This is a genomic window from Vibrio agarilyticus, from assembly GCF_012641465.1.
Lineage (GTDB): Bacteria > Pseudomonadota > Gammaproteobacteria > Enterobacterales > Vibrionaceae > Vibrio > Vibrio agarilyticus.
Genome location: NZ_JABAIK010000002.1, coordinates 61,179 through 79,113 on the forward strand (window position 1 = coordinate 61,179; position 17,935 = coordinate 79,113).

Annotated in this window: 24 protein-coding genes and 1 pseudogene; 9 read left to right on the forward strand and 16 right to left on the reverse strand. The window is 44.7% G+C overall.

Translation table 11 applies throughout. The features are described from left to right. The first annotated feature begins 76 nt into the window (after positions 1-76). From HGP28_RS02205 to HGP28_RS19110, 3 genes are read left to right on the forward strand one after another with little or no spacing between them, the layout of a single operon-like run. Positions 77-223 carry a hypothetical protein gene (locus tag HGP28_RS02205; RefSeq protein WP_211091860.1) on the forward strand — a complete coding sequence of 49 codons (147 nt, stop codon included), beginning with the start codon at positions 77-79 and terminating at the stop codon, positions 221-223. A 20-nt stretch (positions 224-243) separates the two neighbouring features. Beyond that, entirely contained in the window at positions 244-516 is a 273-nt protein-coding gene (locus tag HGP28_RS19425; protein ID WP_369333939.1) for a hypothetical protein, read from the forward strand. 31 nt (positions 517-547) lie between these two features. Further along, on the forward strand, positions 548-1,042 hold the full coding sequence (locus tag HGP28_RS19110) for an integrase core domain-containing protein (RefSeq protein ID WP_211091861.1): 495 nt from the start codon (positions 548-550) through the stop codon (positions 1,040-1,042). 136 nt (positions 1,043-1,178) lie between these two features. Here the strand turns inward: HGP28_RS19110 and HGP28_RS02215 are convergent, their stop codons facing one another. Continuing rightward, positions 1,179-1,457, reverse strand: a complete 279-nt coding sequence (locus tag HGP28_RS02215) for a peptidylprolyl isomerase (RefSeq protein WP_168834815.1) — start codon at positions 1,455-1,457, stop codon at positions 1,179-1,181. A 249-nt stretch (positions 1,458-1,706) separates the two neighbouring features. On the opposite strand from HGP28_RS02215, the gene HGP28_RS02220 reads away from it, so the two are divergent. Further along, positions 1,707-2,639 (forward strand): chemotaxis protein, encoded by a 933-nt coding sequence (locus HGP28_RS02220; RefSeq protein ID WP_168834816.1) that lies wholly within the window; start codon positions 1,707-1,709, stop codon positions 2,637-2,639. Positions 2,640-2,820: 181 nt separating this feature from the next. Here HGP28_RS02220 and HGP28_RS02225 read toward each other — a convergent pair whose 3' ends face one another. After that, positions 2,821-3,384: a cobalamin adenosyltransferase family protein gene (locus HGP28_RS02225; RefSeq protein WP_168834817.1), complete on the reverse strand. Its 564-nt coding sequence runs from the start codon at positions 3,382-3,384 to the stop codon at positions 2,821-2,823. Between the two features lie 211 nt (positions 3,385-3,595). Next, positions 3,596-4,057, reverse strand: a complete 462-nt coding sequence (locus HGP28_RS02230) for a TetR family transcriptional regulator (protein WP_168834818.1) — start codon at positions 4,055-4,057, stop codon at positions 3,596-3,598. An 829-nt stretch (positions 4,058-4,886) separates the two neighbouring features. Here HGP28_RS02230 and HGP28_RS02235 point away from each other — a divergent pair. Further along, a complete protein-coding gene (locus HGP28_RS02235) occupies positions 4,887-5,186 on the forward strand; it encodes a DUF406 family protein (RefSeq protein WP_168834819.1) in 300 nt (99 codons plus the stop codon). Positions 5,187-5,295: 109 nt separating this feature from the next. Next, positions 5,296-5,910 (forward strand): hypothetical protein, encoded by a 615-nt coding sequence (locus HGP28_RS02240; RefSeq protein ID WP_168834820.1) that lies wholly within the window; start codon positions 5,296-5,298, stop codon positions 5,908-5,910. Between the two features lie 9 nt (positions 5,911-5,919). Here the strand turns inward: HGP28_RS02240 and HGP28_RS02245 are convergent, their stop codons facing one another. After that, the gene (locus tag HGP28_RS02245) at positions 5,920-7,026 is read right to left on the reverse strand and encodes a 1-acyl-sn-glycerol-3-phosphate acyltransferase (RefSeq protein ID WP_168834821.1); all 1,107 of its coding nucleotides are present in this window, start codon (positions 7,024-7,026) and stop codon (positions 5,920-5,922) included. A gap of 234 nt (positions 7,027-7,260) precedes the next feature. On the opposite strand from HGP28_RS02245, the gene HGP28_RS02250 reads away from it, so the two are divergent. Then, positions 7,261-7,941, forward strand: a complete 681-nt coding sequence (locus tag HGP28_RS02250) for an AraC family transcriptional regulator (protein ID WP_168834822.1) — start codon at positions 7,261-7,263, stop codon at positions 7,939-7,941. Between the two features lie 227 nt (positions 7,942-8,168). Here HGP28_RS02250 and HGP28_RS02255 read toward each other — a convergent pair whose 3' ends face one another. Further along, positions 8,169-8,630, reverse strand: a complete 462-nt coding sequence (locus HGP28_RS02255; RefSeq protein WP_168834823.1) for a hypothetical protein — start codon at positions 8,628-8,630, stop codon at positions 8,169-8,171. Positions 8,631-8,658: 28 nt separating this feature from the next. Next, positions 8,659-9,180 (reverse strand): nicotinate-nicotinamide nucleotide adenylyltransferase, encoded by a 522-nt coding sequence (locus tag HGP28_RS02260; protein ID WP_168834824.1) that lies wholly within the window; start codon positions 9,178-9,180, stop codon positions 8,659-8,661. A 136-nt stretch (positions 9,181-9,316) separates the two neighbouring features. Here HGP28_RS02260 and nadE point away from each other — a divergent pair, with 136 nt between their 5' ends. Next, positions 9,317-10,147: an NAD(+) synthase gene (gene nadE / locus HGP28_RS02265; protein ID WP_168834825.1), complete on the forward strand. Its 831-nt coding sequence runs from the start codon at positions 9,317-9,319 to the stop codon at positions 10,145-10,147. A gap of 103 nt (positions 10,148-10,250) precedes the next feature. Here the strand turns inward: nadE and HGP28_RS19460 are convergent, their stop codons facing one another. From HGP28_RS19460 to HGP28_RS02310, 10 genes and pseudogenes are all read right to left on the reverse strand, one after another. Beyond that, a complete protein-coding gene (locus tag HGP28_RS19460) occupies positions 10,251-10,598 on the reverse strand; it encodes a 2Fe-2S iron-sulfur cluster-binding protein (protein ID WP_439333830.1) in 348 nt (115 codons plus the stop codon). 9 nt (positions 10,599-10,607) lie between these two features. After that, positions 10,608-11,429, reverse strand: a pseudogene (locus tag HGP28_RS02270) (MOSC domain-containing protein); the annotation flags it as partial. A 580-nt stretch (positions 11,430-12,009) separates the two neighbouring features. Continuing rightward, complete coding sequence (locus tag HGP28_RS02275) at positions 12,010-12,663, reverse strand: YbjQ family protein (RefSeq protein WP_168834827.1); 654 nt, start codon at positions 12,661-12,663, stop codon at positions 12,010-12,012. Between the two features lie 74 nt (positions 12,664-12,737). Next, the gene (locus tag HGP28_RS02280) at positions 12,738-13,058 is read right to left on the reverse strand and encodes a hypothetical protein (RefSeq protein WP_168834828.1); all 321 of its coding nucleotides are present in this window, start codon (positions 13,056-13,058) and stop codon (positions 12,738-12,740) included. Then, the gene (locus HGP28_RS02285; protein ID WP_168834829.1) at positions 13,058-13,672 is read right to left on the reverse strand and encodes a hypothetical protein; all 615 of its coding nucleotides are present in this window, start codon (positions 13,670-13,672) and stop codon (positions 13,058-13,060) included. The genes HGP28_RS02280 and HGP28_RS02285 overlap by 1 nt, the downstream gene beginning before the upstream one ends. Next, complete coding sequence (locus tag HGP28_RS02290; protein ID WP_168834830.1) at positions 13,672-13,968, reverse strand: hypothetical protein; 297 nt, start codon at positions 13,966-13,968, stop codon at positions 13,672-13,674. Before HGP28_RS02290 ends, HGP28_RS02285 begins: the two co-directional genes overlap by 1 nt. Further along, a complete protein-coding gene (locus HGP28_RS02295) occupies positions 13,968-14,351 on the reverse strand; it encodes a hypothetical protein (RefSeq protein WP_168834831.1) in 384 nt (127 codons plus the stop codon). The genes HGP28_RS02290 and HGP28_RS02295 overlap by 1 nt, the downstream gene beginning before the upstream one ends. A gap of 35 nt (positions 14,352-14,386) precedes the next feature. Further along, positions 14,387-14,698, reverse strand: coding sequence for a hypothetical protein (locus tag HGP28_RS02300; protein WP_168834832.1), 312 nt, complete (start codon positions 14,696-14,698; stop codon positions 14,387-14,389). Beyond that, a complete protein-coding gene (locus HGP28_RS02305; RefSeq protein ID WP_168834833.1) occupies positions 14,695-14,955 on the reverse strand; it encodes a hypothetical protein in 261 nt (86 codons plus the stop codon). Before HGP28_RS02305 ends, HGP28_RS02300 begins: the two co-directional genes overlap by 4 nt. 100 nt (positions 14,956-15,055) lie before the next feature. Further along, entirely contained in the window at positions 15,056-16,528 is a 1,473-nt protein-coding gene (locus HGP28_RS02310; protein ID WP_168834834.1) for a recombinase family protein, read from the reverse strand. A 215-nt stretch (positions 16,529-16,743) separates the two neighbouring features. Here HGP28_RS02310 and pyrC point away from each other — a divergent pair, with 215 nt between their 5' ends. After that, positions 16,744-17,775 carry a dihydroorotase gene (gene pyrC, locus HGP28_RS02315; protein ID WP_168834835.1) on the forward strand — a complete coding sequence of 344 codons (1,032 nt, stop codon included), beginning with the start codon at positions 16,744-16,746 and terminating at the stop codon, positions 17,773-17,775. Positions 17,776-17,935 lie beyond the last annotated feature (160 nt).

Below are 17,935 nucleotides of genomic sequence, written 5' to 3' on the forward strand. Positions count from 1 at the left end.
TAGCTGGTAAGTCCCCTGCTTTAACCGTGCCATTTTAAATTTAACATCAGGGTTTGCAGTCAAAGCAGCAGGTGGAATGGAGAACGCGCTTAAAGCAAATCCAAAAGATCTCAGTGAGCAATACGAGAAAAAGATTGATGATTTACACGCGGCTTATTGGGAGGCCATGCTGCAAATCAAATTCCTAAAAAAGCTCAATCGCCATCTCGACCAAGACGACTGATCCTCGCTATCAGGGATGAGATGGCCAAAGAAGGTGATGCGGTATCCATAAGCCAACTGTGTCGTTGGACTGGGTTGGCTCGCAGCACTTTTTATTACCAAGAGAAAACTCGGAAGCCGAAAGTGAGCGAGTGGTTAGCAAGCCGGATAAAGCGTGTCATTGATGCTTTGCCTTACGCAGGCTATCGCACAGCTGTCTTCATGCTTGGAGAGAACAAGAACACAGTTCAGCGACTGATGAGCTTGAAAGGTTGGCAATGTAGGAAAAAGCGCTTGGTTTCAGACCTCGTGTGAAACAAAAGCATCTGTTGCTCACGCACCTGATATGTGTTGGTCTACCGATATTGCACGCTTGTGGTGTGGCGAACAAGATCGCTGGTTTGCGCTCACACTGGTGATGGATTGTCATACTCGGGAGGTTTTGGGCTGGAGTCTAAGCAAACGTGGAAATGCGAAATCAGCCGTTGCAGCGCTTGAAGATGCGCTACTGACTCGATATGGAGTCATAGGTAAAGCGACACCAGGCTTGCAACTACCTAGCGACAATGGCTTAGTCTTTACCTCACGTTTATATACCACACTGGCCACGCAATGCGGGTTAACGCAGGGGTTCATTCACACTCATACACCTCAGCAAAATGGCATGGTTGAGCGGCTAATCAAAACCATCAAAGAGCAATGTATCTGGATACACAATTTTACGTCGATGCATGAGGCCAGAGCAGCGGTAGGCAAGTGGCTTGAGTTCTACAATACGGAACGACCACATCAAGTGCTAAATACGAAAAAGCCAGCTAAAGCTTATGAATTAGCGGCTTAAGTTGTACAATTTTTGCTGGGTCATTACACGACAACATAAAAATAGAAAAGGCTGGCATTCTAGGCCAGCCTTTTTTACTCTGTGTATGAATCACTGAAATTTTCGTAGCCCCTCATAGGGCTATGGTTGTATCAGCTCAAGTGCGGTACAACACCTTAACCACATGCCAGCCAAATTTGGTTTTTACCAGATGGGGAACTAACGTCTCGCCACTAAAGCAAACTTTGTCGAACTGAGGCACCATTTGGCCGCGACGAAATTCACCAAGATCGCCACCATTTTTACCTGAGGGACAACTGGAGTACTTTTTCGCTAGCGTTTGAAATTTAGCGCCTTTTTTCAACTGTTTAATAATATCTTCGGCTTGCTCTTTGTGCTTCACCAAAATATGCAGTGCATGGGCGGTATTGGCCATTGACTTACTCCTCTTCAAAAACCGCGGCAGTGTATCTTAAACCCTTTACAAAGACCACGCTTTCACTTAGCACCACACTGTGTATACCGCTACAACGCCCATTGCGCGAAACGCCACACCAATAAATCTGATTGACTAAGGCAAATTAAGAAACGGTACAAAGATCACAAACATTTCGTGCACTTGCTCTCTTGTCGTGAAGGCATAATCGGTTAGAATTTAAGGACCTAGAATCTGCGAGAATGGAAAATGGCGATCGGTGCGAGCAAAACAAAAACGTTAAGCAAAGCCAACCAGTCACAAGGAATGTTGGTTTTCAAACTCACGTTAAGGCAAAACTTTGCGATTGGCACATTGAAAGTGCGTGAAATCGTGCCTTATCAGCCCACGACGCAGATCCCTTATTCCCACCAACATGTGATTGGCACTGTGACGATCCGCAATTTAACTGTGCCTGTCATCGACATGGCCGCTGCGATAGGTTTTCGCCCGATCACCAAAGAAGAATACGCAAATTGCTACCTGATTGTGACAGATTGCCTTCGCACCGTAGTCGCCTTTATGGTGCGAAGCATCGAAAAAATCATTGAGTGTGATTGGCGGGCGATAGAATCGCCACCAACCTCTGCCGGCCATAACGTCTTTATCACGGGGATCACTCGGTATAACGATGAAATTGTACAGATGTTGGATGTGGAACTGCTGTTATCAAAAATTTATCCGCAATACGAAAATACCAAAATCCCAATGCTAACCGATGTTGAGCGCGAGCGTTTGAAAGCACTGAACATTCTCTTGGTCGATGACTCTTCTATCGCTCGAAAACAGCTCGCCGATGCGCTTGATAGCATCAATATCAGCTACCAAATCTGCGCAAATGGTGCAGAGGCGCTTGAAATGATGCGACAGAGCGCGCAAGCGCAGCGCCCAATTGACTTACTGGTCAGCGATATCGAAATGCCCGGGCTGGATGGCTATGAATTAGCGTTTGAAGTTCAAAATGACAGCGCGCTGAACCGTGCTTACTGCATTTTGCATACTTCTCTTTCGAGCGAAATTTGTGTTGATCGCGCTCACCAAGTTGGTGCGCACGAGGCTCTGGAGAAATTTAACGCAGGTGAGCTTATCGAAGCGATGCTTCGCGGCGCTAAGCACTTAGAGCAGCGAGTACTCCCAGCTTAAATCTATACCCAAACAGCTTGAAGTTGCAGGTAGGCGGCAAACGAGCAAAGCCTCTGAGCACTTCGTGAACATAGATAGACTATGTGATGAGGTTTGTGAGAGCCAGCCAACAACGCTGCAACTTCAAGTCGAACGGATATAAATTCGTTCTCGCAGATGTGACGACTGCGCTCAGGTCGCTTCAATCTGCGCAGTTTCCATCGGTGTTAGAAGGCTTAGGCAGCGTATAACTACGGCTGACAAATTCAACTTCTTTTGTCTTCGTAATACGATTGGTATAAGAGGCGAGCGCGTACATCACATTGGCGAGCAGATTGGCATAGCGAAACAAAATAGGCGCTGGTGACTTCTTGCCGGAGTGCTCTATCGCGACCAAGGCACGGACAATTTTTTTGGCATTGCACCGACACAAATGGAGCTCACCCGCGACTGGGTGTCCTCCTGGCAGCACAAACCCAACAAAGCCTCCTTCCAACTCTTGGCGCAGCCATTGATAGTCTGACAGCAATTCATCAAATTGAGCATCGTCTATCGCTAATTTTCCGCGAACCGAACCATTAAGGTGATAAACATTTGGCTGAAGCCGCTCCAATATATCGCCAACGTTTGCTGGTAGTTCTCGAGTGAGCAACAAGCCAATACGCGAACAAAGCTCATCGGCTAAAATCTCAAAATCACACACCGGGCTGTCTTCATAAATAAAGGGATAGCAAAATTCATGATACGCTTTGCTAATGGGTTTCATATCGACTCCTTAGGCGTACGTTAAAATCTCGTACTCACTCTAAGATACCTCGCAACAAGCTGAATTCAAGTTGAAAAAATGCCCCTAGACACAGGGGCACTCATTCTGCTCTTGAGATAATCAACGTTGCGAGAAAGTAGCAAACACGTTCGCCCTTATGCACAGAGCTGAATGATACCCAAACAACGTGACGATGAGCGTACCGCTCAGATTACTGGCTCATTCTAATTAAAGATTTGCCGATTAACCATTCTAGCTCGCGCTCACCGCTAGCCCCAAATGCTTGAGCAACCGTCTTGTATAGACGATCGACACCTGCGGAGGCAAATTGATGCGTTTTTTCCGAAGCGACAATATGATGGAATAACAGACGCAAAATCGCCAAAAACTCTTGATCTTCTAGCGCCGCCAGCCAACTCTGAGAAAAATCTTCCAAATTTTTTGTAAATTCAAGGTGTTCAACAAACATCTTAAAAATACGACCATCCAATGCCGCTGTGAAATCCGTTTTCTTGGGAAAGTGATGACTGATGCCCGTGCGCGACACGCCAGTCTGCTGACTCAACGTTGTGTATGACATTTTGTCGTATCCCAGGCGAATAAGCTGGTCTACCACAGCGTCCATAATTTTCTGTATCGTAACTTCTGTATCTTCTTTACTACGCTTCGGCATCTTTGGTTCTTCTCTAAGTTAACGTCCATCAAGAAAATTCTGTGCACGGACGAAATTATCAACGCTTTCTCGGCGAATATGGCAGCGACACACTTGGCCCTGACTAAGTATCAAACATTCAATCAGTAAATTGTCATCGTAACTTAGTGAGTGAGTACGCTAAATAGACCATCCGCGTCTTTCACTTGAATAAGGAACATTTAATATCGCGTTACTTCGCTTTGAAACAAAGACAGTGAAATCACATTCGCATCATAACTCGCAAACACTGCCTACTTACACCGCTGATCACTATGATCATATCCTTCTGACTGACCAACCTTATGAGTACTCATCCAACCTACTGTCACGGCTCTCTTCATCGCTTTAATGCTTAGCTAAGCTGCAAATTCAGCGCCTTTAGCCACGTTAATTTGGTTAAGTACCACATACTACTCAAACCGTTTCTCATACTATAACCTAAGCACTTACTTTCACCACAGGCCGTACTGTATCTAGCATGTTTAGAAAAATTTAAGCCCCCGGACGTATTCAAACGTTTTTGAGTCTCATTATTTTTATTGTTGGAGAATACTCTTACAAATTGACATGTTAAGCAACCAACAGACCCCGTTTTAAATGGTTTTCTCATTAAGTGAGACCGCGAAAATTGAACTAGATCACGTAGAAATTCAGTCAAATATGCATATAGGCTCTGTCTTTTTTCAGCAAAAATACACTGTTTTTTACCACACGACAGGCGATAAATTTTGTTTTTCAGGATGACTTTTTGCTAGCGAGTGATCAATTTGCTGGTAGAATATCCACAGCTTTTGTATGAGGAATAATTATGACCACACAATTAGAAGAAAACACCGTTTGTGAAGCGTGCGGCTGCGCAGGTGAAATTGGCTTCATCATCAAAGAAGGTGACGATGTGGCTGAAGTGACGATCTATGCCAATGGTCAAGAGGCGCTTGAAGCCGAGTTGGCTCGCTACACAACGCTAGCTCAAAGCGTTAACGCAAATGTCGAGTTCGAAGTGGCACCTGTCAATCAGGACAGCCAAGAGTTAAATGCTCGTTTTAAGTTTGAGGTGAGTGCAGAGAAACTGATCTTTGAACTCAAATCTCGTTCGCTGGCTCGTTAATCGACACGAACGCGTTGTATACCCATATATGAATCTAAAAGCGAGCTTCTATTCGCTTTTAGATTTTAAGACGCAACTCTATTTGCCCCCAATCAGTATCGAGGCGTTTATGAACTTAAAAAACTGGCGGTTAAGTTCAATCAGGTGGGCTCTGGTTCTTATCATCTTCTCTCCCTTTGCCATAGCGATAGAACACTACCAACTGCTTAATCACCTGGATAACTACGGCAATCTCGATCTGCGCAATAAACCGTATTCTCGCTTACCCTCAGGGCTGGCGGTAAAAGGTAACCTCAATATCGCCAGTTCACCGATTTCTGCGCTTCCTAGTGGCACGGTAATTCAAGGCAACTTAGAAGCCAGTCATAGCCTTTTGAGCCGTATCGGCATGCAAACACGAATTCGTGGTTATGCCAACCTTGCGAATAGTCAAATTGTCCGCTGGCCAGCAGGCATTCAACTGGGTGGCTTTCTTAATTTAAGCGACACGCCGTTACAATCACTTCCTGCCAAACTGCGCGTTCGCGGCGATTTGAGCGTGATACGAACACCGCTCAAGCAGCTGCCTGAGGGGCTCATCGTGGAAGGTAATCTTTACCTTGGGGGTTCCGCTATAACTGAACTACCTGACACGCTCACCATCCATGGCAATCTGTTTTTAGGCGGTAATCAAATAACGCGCTGGCCCACCCAACTCACACTAGGCGGCGCCGTGGCGCGCTAATCAAACAAATTAATGCTGGTTATTGACCGGATTGGCGTAACTGGCGACCAAATATTGTTGCGCCCCTTCTGGTAGAGCACGCAATTTTTCCGCCAGTTGCGCTCGTACATCTTCTGATATCAACTCATCTTCCTGACCTGCCGCTAATCGGTTGATCGGGTATAAATGGTAATGCTGATGAATTTGCTCATCAATCGCTTGCGCTAACGCCTCCGGCGTTTCATAGTCACCTTGCAGCTCTTCACCAAATGCGACGTGAACCGCACCTTTGTCACCAATAATGCCTTGAATGATGCTATCAATATCTTCAAATTCACTCTTTTCATAACGTCCGTGAGTTGCTTTCTCAAATAATTCTTTTGCTTTCGCAATATCACAAGGATCGTTTTGATATGAAATGGCTACCGGCACAATGCGCAAACTCTTCATATAATCAGCAAAACTTAATTTTCGCTTACGCCCTTCAACATAAAACATCTTTAAAATCGCCGGATCGGTTACATCATTCCCGTCTTTCGCACGACCTTCACGTTGCGCTATCCAAACGGAATTGCCCGTCTCTAATGAATGTTTAATATAAGAAGAGAGTTGACCAAGAACTTTCATCATTTCACGTGGCGCTTTGGCAGAACGTTTGACAATAAAACTCTTATTTAAACGCATCAGTTCGGTTGCACATGGCTTTTTCAATAAGTTATCGCCAATGGCGATCCGCACTGTTCGATGACCATTCAAATAAATACCGTAATTGACCAACGCGGGATCCATGGCAATATCACGATGATTGGAAACAAACAAATACGATGTATTCGAATCCAATTTTTCAAGACCAGAATAAGTGACGCCATCGGTTGTCGTCGATAAAATCTTATCGAGATAAACCTTAATTTCAGCTTGAATTGCTTCCGTCGTGGTTAAACGACGCCATTTATTGCGTAAATATATCCGCAAAAAGGGCGCAATGAGACGACCAAACCACACAGGTTTACCAGCAAAGCGATGCTTAATGATCGCGTGAATAAACTCGTCGTCGTGAATCAGACGTTCGATTGCAGCAGGGATTTCATCGTCGTTATAAGGACGAATATCGATATAAGGGTCCGTATCTTGAATCATAGGTAAATACATCAATAAAAAGGCTGCAATAGTTTACGCTGTGTTGTTTTTCCATGCAGCTAACTTACGATGATTTACGCCAAGGTCATACCAGTCATTCGATACCCAAACAACTTGTCGTTTCAGCAGTGTTGGCTTTTGACACAAGACACGATACCCTTACGCCCCACCGAAAATGCGACCCTGATAGCGTCAAGCGGTGCCGAAACAGACTTTTGGATTTGGTAATCAATCATGAACTACGCAATCGAGTTTTTCAGCTCTCACTACGATCATTTGCATAGCACCTCTCGCAAACGTACGCTAAAACACGTTTGGCTTCGCGTGCGCTCAGGGCTTGCTTTAATCAAGCTTGGAAAAACCGAATTTGCGGTGGAGCCGAACCAACTGTTTTGGCTACCACAGGATTGTTTAAGTGCCGTGACTTTCTTACCCAACAGTCACATTGACCAGTGCCATTTTTCTGTGCGCCTGAACGACCGCTTTTCTCATCAAGCCGGATTTGTAACATCAACGCCATTGGTGAGCGCGCTGTTCGACACGCTAGTGGATTTTCAAGAGTGTGACGCCAATATGCCAAACGACAAGGCGGAGGCAAGACACGAGCTGCTTGTGGTGCTCAAACGCCAAGCCACCCAGATAACTCCCTTGCTAACAGAAAATTCATTAACACAACACCTAACGCAGTGGCAGGCAAAATTACTTAAAGGGGTATTACCTCAAACGGATCAACCTCAAACTGATAAAGATAGTGCGTTAAGTCAGGAGCTTAAATTAGCGTTATTGGTACGAGAGGCGCAAAAAAGACGTCTTTCAGGTCAAGCGCATGATGTTATTGTTGAACAGCTTTTTGATAACAACGAAAGCCAATACCAGCAAGCGACGTCACTGGTACTTGGTGAGCCACTGCGTTAAACCTTAAGTCGAAGTGTCACACTGCTGAGTTTATACCCGTCCCACTTGAAGTTGCAGCGCTTCTCTTTAAAAAATTGTGGGACTGGCGCTCGCAAACCTCATCACATAGCTCATCTATGTTCACGAAGTGCTCAGAGGGTTTGCTCTCTTGTCGCCTACCTGCATCTTCAAGTTGTTTGGGTATAGCGTGGCGCATTTAATCAAAAAATGGGGTGCTACGAGTGGCGTTAAAAAGGCACTTCTACCTGCATCATTAAATCGCTATCGGCGTCGTCATGCCAGCGGTAATCAAAACGCATTCTTGGCTCGCCTTTTTGCCGCTCACCAAAGCCAACGCTAAACAAAAGACCATGACTGCGAAGCCACTCTTCCGTCGTCATATCGTGAGCGTCTTCTTCTAACTTTTCTGGCATCCAAAAGCCCAGACCAAAATAGTTGTCGGAGAGCCGAGAAGAGACTACGGGATTGTCGCGAGATTTTAGTGACCACTGCTGCCAATAATCTGTGGGGCTGGTTTCGGGTTTTAGCCAACGAAACAATTTGTCGCTGACTTCATCTGCTACCAGTCGCACTTCATCACACCACGGCGATGCCGCGAGCATGATTGATCGCTCGCTGGTAAGCAGGCAAGATGCATTCACCTGCGCCGCCAAAGCAACGGTTAAAATTGATATCAACACGACTTTCATTTTTGCGTAACTGCCATTGGTAACCCGGCTAAATTTTCGTATAAAGTTTTCTATCAATCAAGTATTGCGCGACGGAAGAGGTGGTCAATTCTTCTACTGATTCGCCATGTTGGAGTGCATGCCGAATATCTGTACTGCGAATCGACAATTTTTCAGGGCAAGCCATCACCTTCCAACGCTTGACTATCTCATCCGCGCAATAGAACTTGGCAAAATTGAATAGATTGTCTGGCCCCATCACAAAAGTAATATCGGCAGCAGGGTGCATTTGTTGAAGTTTTTTTAGCAGCGCATAGGTGGTGACGGCCGCACCATCTCTCGATAGCAAAGGCTCCACTTCGCTTCGCTGGACATTAGGTAACGCGATATCTGCGATAAAGGCGTCTAACAATTCACAACGCGTGGCATAATCAATCATTGATTTACCCCAAGCGTGAGCATAGCTTGGCTCAAGCAACACACAATCAAAATGGCTCAACGACTCGAGCACACTTTTATGCCCAAGGCTGGGCGGATTAAACGCACTGCCAAATAGCGCTATTTGAGTCATAAAAAATTTCTACCCTTATCGGCCTGTTTTTCTTCAACTGAGTTGATATGATACCTCGATAAGCCTCAATTAGTCATGCCTCTGCAACCCTTGTTGATTGAATAGTGCAGAGCCGTTGGAAGATAAGGAAACCAATATGGAACAGCTCATTCGTGAAGAAATGCGTGTGTTACCTGTCATCGATGCCTCTTTTGAAATTAAACGCCGCGTCGAGTTCATTAAAAACACACTGCGCAATGCGCGTTGTCACGCCCTCGTGTTGGGCATTAGCGGTGGTGTTGACTCAACCACTTGTGGCCGTTTGGCTCAATTGGCCATCAATGAACTCAACGCAGAGACAGAAGACCAGCCTTATCAATTTGTCGCAGTACGCCTTCCGTATGGCGAGCAAAAAGACGAAGATGAAGCGCAACTGGCGCTGCAATTTATTCAGCCAACGCATTCCATCTCAGTGAACATCAAAGCGGGTGTTGATGGCCTTCATACCGCCTCACATATCGCGCTGGCTGACACAGGATTGTTGCCTGACGATGCCGCAAAAGTCGATTTCATCAAAGGAAATGTGAAAGCCCGTGCGCGCATGGTGGCACAATACGAAGTGGCCGGCTATGTCGGTGGTTTGGTGCTTGGCACGGATCACTCAGCAGAAAACATTACTGGCTTTTATACCAAATTTGGCGACGGCGCGTGCGATCTCGCCCCCCTATTTGGCTTGAGCAAACGCCAAGTGCGTCAACTGGCGGCAGAGCTTGGCGCGCCAGCGCAATTAGTGCAAAAAGTACCAACCGCAGATCTCGAAGAGTTAGCTCCGCAAAAAGCTGACGAAGATGCGCTCAATCTCACCTATGAACAAATTGACGATTTTCTTGAAGGAAAGCCGGTAAGTGATGCGGTAACGGCACGCTTAGTCGCTATTTATCTGGCAACACAGCACAAACGCAAGCCAATCCCGACTATCTACGACTAATGCGTATCACGCTCAAGCGCCAATAACGGCGCTTGAGCGTATATTATACCCAAGTCACTTCAGAGTGTGTGGCTCAGCAAGAATGGCTCGCGTATAGGCTGTTTTAATCTGCAGGAAGATTCACCACGACATCGGTCGCAGGTACACAAGAACAGGCTAATGCATACCCCTGCGCGCGCTCAGCGTCGTTCATTGCGCGAACGTGAGGCTGTGTGACATCGCCTTGCTCAACATGAATTCGACATGCTCCGCACAGGCCCGCGCGGCAGCGATATGGCATTGTCAATCCAGCGGCCTCTATCTGCTCTAATAATGTATCGGTATTATTGCCAATAAAGGTGGCGCCATTAAACGTAATCGTCACCGGCGCCACTTGATGCTCATCATCGCAAATATCACTGCCCTTCACGCGCTCTTCAGCGCTTAGCTGCAATGGAGAGTTTGAAGCCACAATTTCAATATCGTTATAATGTTCTTTTTCTTTATATTCAATAACCTCAACTACATCACCTTGTCGAATCACGCCTTCATTTTTGGCAATGAGATTTTGACCAAAGAACACGCCACCCGCCTCGTTAGCACGAAACGTCGCTAAGGTTTTCAACGGCTCTTTTTGAGAATTGAACACGCCCGTTTGCGGGTTTACGGTTGTGAATATGCAGCGCTCGCAGGGCTTGACCACCTCAAATTCCACCTCACCAATACGAATCCGTTTCCAGCTATCTTCAATAAAGGGTTCATCACCGCTAACGACTAAATTGGGTCGAAATTGGTTCATCGACTGAGGCTGAGAACAACGTCGATTCAATTCGGTTAATGACCCCTCACTAATGATCAGCAGTGGGTAGCCATCAGCAAAACTGACCGTATGCCCAACTTTCGCGCGATAACGATTGGTGGTTTCACCACAATATCGCAATGTCACGGGCATCGCTAAATAAGCGCTAAACCACGCATTCGCATCTTCCGTGGTGCTGTAAGCCTCAAATTTATCGTTAAACACTTGTGCAGGCACAAGGCTGCGCTCAAGTTCTGCGTAACGCACCACCAAAGGCGCCATGCCATCCACTGAAAAGCGGACGCCGTCAGCCAACAAGGCGGTATCGATTTTGACCAATTGTGGATATTGCCGAGCTGTTACCATCGAGCCGTCGGCGCGAGCTAGCATGAATCGGCGGTCAAATGTCAGCCCTTGTTGTTCAACGAAACTTGTGGTGAGCGAAATACCTCGTAAGGATTTTGCGGGATAAACGGTAATTTGACTCAGTTGTGAACCTGGCATAACACGACCTTAAAATAAAACAACAGATGAATTAAACACATAATTACTATATCATCTTGCCGCCTAAACGGTAGCGTTTGCGCGCCGTGGGCTCCTATCATATACCCAAACAACTTCAAGTAGAACGGGTATAATTAATGACCAAGGTGGGAGCATTTAAAATGACAACCGTCACAAACCTTTGACTCACCCCAAGTATTATATTACTGAATACCGTCCCGTCTCAGAACGCAGTAGCTTATTTGCGCTCACCAGCTCTTCAAGCGCGTTCTTGCTCTTATCGTAACCGACTTGTCGATATTTCGTCACAGCCCTCACAGAAGGCCGCACAGTTCCACTCTGTAGCGCTTCAAGCAACTCAGTGTCAATATGATTTCACGCTCAACCGTCCGTTCAATCATCCTAACTGATCTGACCAGCTGTTCAGGTTTAACTACATTTTCAACCTCAGCGCCAGCCTCAGTTCCAAATTTTGTTGACCATTACACAAAGCGACGGTGTGTAAGATTGTTATGCTAATGTTCTAAAGACGTTTTGTTTCATACCTGATCCTCTTTTGGATTACTCAGGTATTTATTTGCTAGTTAGTGTTGGCCTTAACCGCTGTACCAGTAACATTTATCATCATCATATTTACAGAACTGCCAGTTGAAATAGTCTCAACATCAAACGCAACACCAATAATCGCATTACAGCCCATATCAACCGCAGCTAACTTTAGTTCATCAAGTGCCTCTTGCTTGGCTTTCACAAGTTCGTTCGTGTAAGTCGCTGACTTACCACCGAACACATCACGAAAGTTCGCCGCAATATCTTTTAGGGCATTGATGCCAACGACTAAAGAAGTAGTAATAACGCCCTTATTCTCTGTAATTACCGCATTCGTCACAAGTTCAGAAGTAGTAGAAGTCATAATGTTGGCAACCGCATCTTTACGCTTCCTGCGTTCTTCCTGTTGGCGCAATTGAAGTTCAGCGGCTTCTTTCTCTGACAACGGTACTGCTGCAAGGCGTTCAAGCCACTTTTGATGTTCAGCTTTAGCACCAACATTAAAGCGCTCTAGCGCTTCTTCTTCGTAATCTGCCTTGATGCGAACTGGTTGTCCTTCGTAAATACCGTTACCATCCCTGCCATATTGAAAAACGACTTTAAAGCCCTCTGGAATAGAATCACTGAACGCTATATATTCATCGCCCCTATAGCCAAACTTGAACGTGGTACTGAATAAACCCATAACTTTAACCTCTTTTGTAAGATGCGGTATTTTACTAACTATGCCCATTGAATAACGGGATATGTTTCAAGTTATTACTTCGAGCGTTGCTCTTTACAAAGAGCATATGTGCGTTCTTCAAACTGACTGATTGCCATTTCTTTATATTCCAGATTACTTACTTTAGGCAGTTTGTAAGCCTGTTCGACTAGTTTAATGTAGATACTCTTAACGCTTTTAGGTACATCAACGCTTCCAAAATAATCAAACAAGTCCTGTGCTGATTCTCCTTGCTGCCGATAGTGCATGATAAGCCCTGCTGCTGTGCGCCCTGCAACGCAGATACTTTCATCATCTTTCGTATATTCAGCTTGCACACTAAATGACAACATTAATAACAATAATAACTTCCTCATTATTGCAACACCTCAAACTTATAGCTTTCCATTGATTTCGTGATGGTGTTGATAACACGAATTTCAAAGTCTTTAGTGCTATCAATATTCTTATCATAGACAATAGCATTATTGCGCCATGCTGATCCTGCTGCTGGTCGTGCAATACCTCTCATTTCGAAAGTATCTATCTTCACGCCGTCTTGAATAAGCATTGCTTTAATATTGCCGTCACTAGCAGTATCAATTGTATATGCATAACCAAGTATCGAGAATTGACCGCCCATTTTGCCGATCCAGTTCAAGCGCTCGTTTAACTTCCTTGCGTCCCACATTTCGCGATCTGCATCTTTGTGTGCTTGCTTAACTAGTTCATCCTCTGGTCGATATTCGTGAATCTCTGACATAAACTTGTATTCGTCACTTGATACTGACATATCAATTTGATACGTCGTTCCTTTGATATTCCAAGTCTTCGCTTCGATTTTATTAATCACCGACTTATTAAGAGTGATACGATCATTTTTTAGTTTGTTCTGAGTTGCTTCAATACGTGCTTTGACTTCTTGTTCTGTCGGAGTAATAGAACAACCGACAAGTGATAGTGCAACTGCTGATAATACTAGTGCTTTCATTATTTCAACTCCTTCTTTAGTGCCTGTTTGTATAAGTACATACCAACTAGTGAATAACCTATTATTGTGAATACCACATAACCAAATATCTCTAGTGAACTGCTACCATTCTGGCTTTGTCCAACCACTGTAAGCAGTGATGCGATAACAATCGCACATGGTGTGCGCGATTTGACCTTACGTGCTTTATCGTTGCGCGTACATAAGTAAGTGATACCAAGAACAATCAAAGCCAATATTAAAGAGCCAGCGAAAGCACCTAGTGAAAATCCTATTACTTCTTCGACTAGAAACATTATTTCAACTCTTTCTTCAACTCGAACAAACGCTGTGTGATGGTCTGCGTGATTGATTTGACAATACCCACGATGAATAGCAAGTGAGCAATACCGAAACCGATAATATAAAGTAGTGTTGGGTTATACTTCTGAGAACCGATAAATGCGGTAGTTAGTGCAACGATGATAGCCGCAAGAATCCAGAATCCCCAATTGGCGTTATATTCGCTATTAGCTGGCTTGCGCTGTGAACCGCCTTCAAACAGCTTTACCGCTTCTTCTTCGCTATCAGCAACAACGATCTTCCCTTTGTAGTAACCTTGTTGGCCTAGCGCTTCCACTTCTTCTTTAGTGCGAACCGCCTTTACTTCTGTACCTTTGATCATGATTTGAAAGTTCATAGAATAACCACCTTTGATATTTCTGTTTATACTTATCATTCAGATTCAATCATTCGCAAGTTAGTGCGACAAACTTCTACTTGTTTATGATAATCATTACCATTAGCTTGTTTGAATAACTTCGAACCACGGTCTAAATCAAGTTTATCCGTTTCGCCGTGCTTCTTATCATGAATCTCTTTATGCTCAATTAATCCCGATAAGAACACGTCTTCTTGCGTGACCGTGTAGCAATAAGAGTACATACCAGCAATCATCAATGATTCTTCTTCAAGTTTGGTTTCCATCAAACTTGAGCATTGAATCATCGCAACGACGCATAACGCGCCAAGTAGAAACTGTTTCATTTAGTACCTTTCGTTATCAGCTTTGCTCCAAAGCCACACATATAGTTGAAAATTAGCGCTGGCAGCACTGAGAACACCGCATACGCTACAGGTTCGATAATTCCATATGAACCAATGGTATCTATGATTTCAGCCGCACCATAATCACGCATCTTAGCAATGTGAAAACATATAAACGCATTCACCACAAGCGACACAATACCCAACGCACCAAGAACGTTACCAAACCGTCTAAAGTGTTCTGTCTTCAATTTCATTTGGAATTCCGTACGGTATAAGTTCAAAATAAAGGGCGAACACTAATCGCCCCAACTGCGTATATAATAGCATCACCAATATTCTTATAATTGACCTACATTAATTTGCAGTTGCTTCTAGTTCTTTTAGTGGCTCAAGTTCAATGAAAGTCCACTTGTCTTTTACTTTTACTGCTTGTCTACGAATACCACTTTTAAGTTCAACTAGTAGCACTGAGTTTTTGTCACCACTTTTATAAATCTCAACTCGTTCGATGATACTTCTCAGCATCGTATGAACTTCTATGTTAAGTGGATCTAGTGCTTCATTAGCAAGTTCAACTATGCGTCTATAGTTCTCTTTGAGTGCCACTGGTTGAGATTTTGCTAGTAAACCTAGCTGGCGTTCGAGGTCTTTCTTCAAGTCTTCTTGAACAGCCAAACCACGAAATAGAGACGGTGCATTTGATGTTTTAAGTAATGCTTCAAATTCTTTTATCTCGTTCTCGCAAGTCGCCAGTTTTGATTTTAACGTTTCACGCTCATCATCCCTGCTCTCTTTGACAACATCACTTTCGCTCAGTCGGTCAACTACCATTTCGAGGAACACTCGTTCAAACTCACGACTTGCATAAGTACAATCGCAATCTCTTGTCTTCAATGTCTTCTGAGCAACTGACGAACATCTTAGTCTTACATCAACATAACCACTTGGTCTAGTGCGTTTGTCAACGTGCATACGAGCACCACAGCTAAAGCAGTATGAGTAACTAGCTAATAGACCTTTCACCGTTGTCAATTTGCCAACAACGTTTCTTCGTCTTCCACTGGCAAGTTCAAGAACTTTATAGAACGTTGCGTCACTAACTATTCTTGGATATAGATCTATCGGTGCATCATGATGTTTAAGTTTAACTTCACCAATGGCGCGCTTATCACGAAAGAAACGGGATATACGCGCAATAGTCCAAACAGATTTAGGATCTGGTATCACCACACCTTTGCCATCATTTTCACGCTTGCTGCTTGGCACCTCCAAACCTTCATCATTGAAAATGTCTGCGATTTGGTTTGACGTTAAGCCTTTCGATAAGAGGTCGAAAGCACGTTTGACAATATCACCCCATTTATCCACAACTGCATAGTATTCACCGTCTCTGACCAACCAAAACGGTAATCGTCCAAATCTGGTAGCAACTCGTTTCGTTACTGAGTCTGCTAATGAACGTTTCTGAGCACTCTTAATACGTTTCGACAAGTTGGCGCTGTACTTGTATGCGCTATAGATAACGACAATAAGCATAATATCTGAACCTAGACTCTCATCGTCACCATCATCCGCATAAAGTTGATATGACGTACCAGACGGCTCCACAACGCAAATATCAACATACTCTAGCAATAGTGATATTAGTTTCTTACCTTTTGATGGTTTGAGTCGCGTTAGTCGGTCTATTTGCTCAACTACTAGTAGTGGTTTTGGGTTCTTTGAAAGCACTAGTGAACCATCCACTAACTGCTTTAGAAAGCCACCTAATGCAGAATCTTCTAGTATGTGTTCTCCTTTATATCCTGACTTGCCTTGGTCATCCATTGCTAAGTCATAACGTGGATTAACGTCATTCTTACTGACGAATCTCTCAAATACATTTGACTGTCGTTTGAGACTATCACCGCCACTTTACTGATCTGAACTGAAACGAGCGTATGGTATCGCGTCGCGTCCGTCTAAATTATTCATAAGTACCTCAATTTGTGATAGTTTCACATCCTATTATTAAAATCTAACATATGGGGAGTCAAAGAGCGATGACGACAATAACCATTACCCGTCCGGATGACTGGCATGTTCATCTACGAGATGGCGACGTTTTACCCGATACGGTGCGAGACATTAGCCGCTATAACGGCCGCGCGCTGATAATGCCAAACACCGTCCCACCAATTACCAATACCGACATGGCGCTGGCGTATCGTGAGCGCATTAATGCGCATAATCCTAACGCTCGTTTCGAGCCACTCATGGCACTTTATTTGACCGATAACACCACCGCCGACGATATTCGTCAGGCCAAGGCTTCTGGCGCTGTGGTTGCGGCCAAACTCTACCCTGCAGGAGCGACCACCAACTCCGACTCTGGCGTAACCAACGTTAAGAATATTTATCCCGTACTCGAGGCGATGCAAGACGTTGGCATGCTGCTGTTAGTGCATGGTGAAGTCACAAGCCACGATATTGATATTTTTGACCGAGAAAAAGCGTTTCTTGATAATGTGCTTGCCCCGCTTGTTGCAGATTTTCCCAACCTCAAAGTGGTACTGGAACATATCACCACCGCTGACGCAGCGCTGTTTGTGCAAAACGCCAACGAAAATGTGGCGGCAACCATCACAGCGCATCATTTGCTGTTTAACCGCAATCACATGTTAGTAGGAGGCATTAAGCCGCATTTTTACTGCTTACCGATCCTCAAGCGTAATACTCACCAAGAAGCGTTAATCGTTGCAGCAACCAGTGGTAGTAAAAAATTCTTTTTAGGCACTGACTCAGCGCCACACGCCAAAGGCGCGAAAGAGTCTGCCTGTGGTTGTGCTGGCTCATACACCGCGCATGCTGCGCTAGAGCTTTACGCTGAAGTGTTTGAAAATGCAGGTAAGATTGAGAACCTTGAAGCCTTTGCGTGCCACAACGGCCCAGACTTTTACGGTTTACCTCGCAATGAAGACACTGTCACCTTGAGCAAATCAAGCTGGACAGTCCCTGCTACCATGCCTTTTGGTGGCGATATTGTGGTGCCGATTCGCGCCGGAGAGACCATCGAGTGGTCCGTTAGCGAATAACCGACACGCCAATGCTTAAAAACGCAGGCATCGCCTGCGTTTTACTCTCCCTGAGCATCGAGATGCGGTAATCCTTGCACTTTTCCTGTGACAACTTACTCTTGAGTTTTGCCTTCTTTATTCAAGCTTTATCACTTAGGCTTAATGTCGCGTTAAGTGC

What these genes read in the sequence shown, in the direction of transcription:
- HGP28_RS02205 (WP_211091860.1), top strand. Translation starts at nt 77, where the DNA reads ATGGAGAACGCGCTTAAAGCAAATCCAAAAGATCTCAGTGAGCAATAC.
- HGP28_RS19425 (WP_369333939.1), top strand. Translation starts at nt 244, where the DNA reads ATGGCCAAAGAAGGTGATGCGGTATCCATAAGCCAACTGTGTCGTTGG.
- HGP28_RS19110 (WP_211091861.1), top strand. Translation starts at nt 548, where the DNA reads ATGTGTTGGTCTACCGATATTGCACGCTTGTGGTGTGGCGAACAAGAT.
- HGP28_RS02215 (WP_168834815.1), bottom strand. Translation starts at nt 1,457, where the DNA reads ATGGCCAATACCGCCCATGCACTGCATATTTTGGTGAAGCACAAAGAG.
- HGP28_RS02220 (WP_168834816.1), top strand. Translation starts at nt 1,707, where the DNA reads ATGGCGATCGGTGCGAGCAAAACAAAAACGTTAAGCAAAGCCAACCAG.
- HGP28_RS02225 (WP_168834817.1), bottom strand. Translation starts at nt 3,384, where the DNA reads ATGAAACCCATTAGCAAAGCGTATCATGAATTTTGCTATCCCTTTATT.
- HGP28_RS02230 (WP_168834818.1), bottom strand. Translation starts at nt 4,057, where the DNA reads ATGCCGAAGCGTAGTAAAGAAGATACAGAAGTTACGATACAGAAAATT.
- HGP28_RS02235 (WP_168834819.1), top strand. Translation starts at nt 4,887, where the DNA reads ATGACCACACAATTAGAAGAAAACACCGTTTGTGAAGCGTGCGGCTGC.
- HGP28_RS02240 (WP_168834820.1), top strand. Translation starts at nt 5,296, where the DNA reads ATGAACTTAAAAAACTGGCGGTTAAGTTCAATCAGGTGGGCTCTGGTT.
- HGP28_RS02245 (WP_168834821.1), bottom strand. Translation starts at nt 7,026, where the DNA reads ATGATTCAAGATACGGACCCTTATATCGATATTCGTCCTTATAACGAC.
- HGP28_RS02250 (WP_168834822.1), top strand. Translation starts at nt 7,261, where the DNA reads ATGAACTACGCAATCGAGTTTTTCAGCTCTCACTACGATCATTTGCAT.
- HGP28_RS02255 (WP_168834823.1), bottom strand. Translation starts at nt 8,630, where the DNA reads ATGAAAGTCGTGTTGATATCAATTTTAACCGTTGCTTTGGCGGCGCAG.
- HGP28_RS02260 (WP_168834824.1), bottom strand. Translation starts at nt 9,180, where the DNA reads ATGACTCAAATAGCGCTATTTGGCAGTGCGTTTAATCCGCCCAGCCTT.
- nadE (WP_168834825.1), top strand. Translation starts at nt 9,317, where the DNA reads ATGGAACAGCTCATTCGTGAAGAAATGCGTGTGTTACCTGTCATCGAT.
- HGP28_RS02275 (WP_168834827.1), bottom strand. Translation starts at nt 12,663, where the DNA reads ATGGGTTTATTCAGTACCACGTTCAAGTTTGGCTATAGGGGCGATGAA.
- HGP28_RS02280 (WP_168834828.1), bottom strand. Translation starts at nt 13,058, where the DNA reads ATGAGGAAGTTATTATTGTTATTAATGTTGTCATTTAGTGTGCAAGCT.
- HGP28_RS02285 (WP_168834829.1), bottom strand. Translation starts at nt 13,672, where the DNA reads ATGAAAGCACTAGTATTATCAGCAGTTGCACTATCACTTGTCGGTTGT.
- HGP28_RS02290 (WP_168834830.1), bottom strand. Translation starts at nt 13,968, where the DNA reads ATGTTTCTAGTCGAAGAAGTAATAGGATTTTCACTAGGTGCTTTCGCT.
- HGP28_RS02295 (WP_168834831.1), bottom strand. Translation starts at nt 14,351, where the DNA reads ATGAACTTTCAAATCATGATCAAAGGTACAGAAGTAAAGGCGGTTCGC.
- HGP28_RS02300 (WP_168834832.1), bottom strand. Translation starts at nt 14,698, where the DNA reads ATGAAACAGTTTCTACTTGGCGCGTTATGCGTCGTTGCGATGATTCAA.
- HGP28_RS02305 (WP_168834833.1), bottom strand. Translation starts at nt 14,955, where the DNA reads ATGAAATTGAAGACAGAACACTTTAGACGGTTTGGTAACGTTCTTGGT.
- HGP28_RS02310 (WP_168834834.1), bottom strand. Translation starts at nt 16,528, where the DNA reads ATGGATGACCAAGGCAAGTCAGGATATAAAGGAGAACACATACTAGAA.
- pyrC (WP_168834835.1), top strand. Translation starts at nt 16,744, where the DNA reads ATGACGACAATAACCATTACCCGTCCGGATGACTGGCATGTTCATCTA.